The following is a 2,466-nucleotide window of genomic DNA, read 5'->3' on the forward strand; positions in this document are numbered from 1 at the left end:
ACACCCCCCTGGTAGATTTTGGGGACTGCGGGGGGGGGCGCCCCCCCATGGCGGTCCCCCCCCCCCGCCTCGCCGTGTGGGGTGTGTCCCTGCGAAGGGACGCTCCTCAGACGGGCGTGCGTGTCCGGGAGCCCGACGTGACGGGAGGGCCGGTGCGGGCGAGGTCGGCGGTGAGGGCGACGAGGCGGTCGATCACTCCGGGGGCAAGGTGGTGACCCATACCGGCGACCTCGACGTGGCGGGCCCCGCGGATCGCCGCCGCGGTGGCACGGCCACCGCTGTGGTGGACCACCCTGTCCGCGTCGCCGTGGACGACCAGCGTCGGTGCGGTGATGCGGCGAAGCTGCTCGGTGCGGTCCCCGGATGCCTGGATGGCGCCCAGCTGGCGTGCGGTCCCGGCGGGGGCCGTGGGGCCGTCGCCACGGTCCCACTTCCCGGCGGCCCAGGCCCGCTCGACGGCCCCGTCGGGCGGGAAGACGTCCGAGCCGATGTGCCGCAGCAGCGCGAGGTGGCGTTCGACGGCCTGCTCGCGGGTACGGGCCGGCCGGCTGATCACGCGCAGCAGCGTCGTCGACAGGGCGGGCTGCCCGACCCGTCGCTGCCCGGTGGTCGAGAAGACCGAGGTGAGGGTTGCGACCCGGTCCGGATCCAGGGCCGCGATGGTCTGCGCGATCATCCCGCCCATCGACATTCCGACCAGGTGGGCCCGCTCGATCGCGAGGTGGTCGAGCAGACCACAGGCGTCGGCGGCCATGTCGGCGATGTGGTAGGCGTCCGGTCGGGGCCGGCCCAGCAGCAGGTGGAGCCGGTCCGGGGGCGGTGCCTGGATCCGGCTCGACCGGCCGACGTCCCGGTTGTCGAACCGGATGACCCGGAAGCCGTTCGCGGTGAAACCGTCCACCAGGCGCTGCGGCCAGGAGGTCAGGTCTTGCCCCAGTCCGGCGATGAGCAGCAGCGGCGTCCCGTCCTGCGGTCCGTCGATCCGGTAACAGATCCGGGGGCCTGACGGCAGGTCCACGAACCGGTCCTCGGATGCCTCCGACGGGGCGGCCGGGACGGCCGGACCGGAGAAGCGCAGTTCCGGACCGACCACACTGCCGTCGCGCAGCAGCCTGACGTCCGCGGCGTATTCCATGGGGGTCTGCCACGGCGTGCGGGTCCCCTGCCGCGGCAGGCGGTGCAGGGCGCGCTGGATGTAGCCGGCGGCGAAGTCGAGGAACGGGCCGGTCGGCATGGCCGGGTCGGGCCGTCCGGGGCGGCAGACGGTGTCGCCGTGGGCGTCCATGTGGGCCAGCAGTCGGCAGAAGTGCTCGCAGAGCAGGCCGACCTTGAGCGTCCAGGACGAGTTGAGGTAGCCCATCGCATAGGCGAAGTTGGGCACGCCCGACAGCATCATGCCCTTGTAGGAGACGGTGTCGTTCAGGTGCACCGGCTCGCCGTCGACGGTGAGTTCGATCCCGCCGAAGGGCTGGAGGTTCAGGCCGGTGGCCGTGACGACGACGTCGGCCGGCAGCTCCCGTCCGGACTCCAGTCGTACGCCGTGCTCCGTGAACGCGGCGATGTGGTCGGTGACGACGGAGGCCCTGCCCCGGCGGATGGCCTTGAAGAGGTCACCGTCGGGTACGACGCACAGCCGCTGCTCCCACGGGTCGTAGGGCGGGTTGAAGTGCTCGTCGACCGGGTAACCGGCGGGCAGACGGCCGGCGTTGACGCGTCGGATGAGGCGGCGTGCCGCCCTCGGGCGCGCATGGCAGAACCGCCAGACCGTGCGCTGCCGGAGGATGTTCTTCCGTCGGGCCAGCGCGGAACCGCGCTCGTGTCCGAGGACCGACGTGAGGGCGTTCGCAATCTTGTCCCGCTTGGGGAAGGGCAGGATGTAGGTGGGTGTCCGCTGCAGCATCGTCACGTGCCGGGCGGTGGCGGCCATGGCCGGCACGAGCGTCACCGCCGTGGCGCCGCTGCCGATGACGAGCACGCGCTTGCCCGCGTAGTCGAGGTCCTCCGGCCACTTCTGCGGGTGCACGATCGGCCCGCGGAAGCGTTCCTGCCCTTCGAACCGCGGGGTGAAGCCCTCGTCGTAGCGGTAGTAGCCGCCGGCGCAGAACAGCCATGTCGCGGTCAGCTGCCCCGGCTCACCGGTGTCGGTGCGTTCGATGTCGACGATCCACCGGGCGTCGGACGAAGACCAGGCGGCGCGGATGACCTTGTGGTGGTAACGGATGGCCGGGCCGAGGCCGTTCTCGGCGACCGTCTCGCGCAGGTACTCCAGGATCCGCGGAGCGGAGGCGATGGCCTCCTTCTCCTTCCAGGGCTTGAACTCATAGGCGTAGGTGTGCAGGTCGGAGTCCGACCGGACGCCGGGGTAGCGGAACAGGTCCCAGGTGCCACCGCAGGCACCGCGGGCCTCGAGGACCGCGAAGGTCTTCGAGGGCAGTTCCGTCTTGATGTACCGAGCGGCCCCGATCC

General features: G+C 71.9%; 1 protein-coding gene. It reads right to left on the bottom strand.

The features are described 5' to 3' along the window. Positions 1 to 106: 106 nt before the first annotated feature. A partial coding sequence (locus ACFV0Q_RS40810; RefSeq protein WP_385013076.1) for an alpha/beta fold hydrolase occupies positions 107 to 2,466 on the bottom strand: 2,360 nt, incomplete at its 5' end.

This window comes from Streptomyces sp. NPDC059564 (genome assembly GCF_042735575.1).
Lineage (GTDB): Bacteria > Actinomycetota > Actinomycetes > Streptomycetales > Streptomycetaceae > Streptomyces.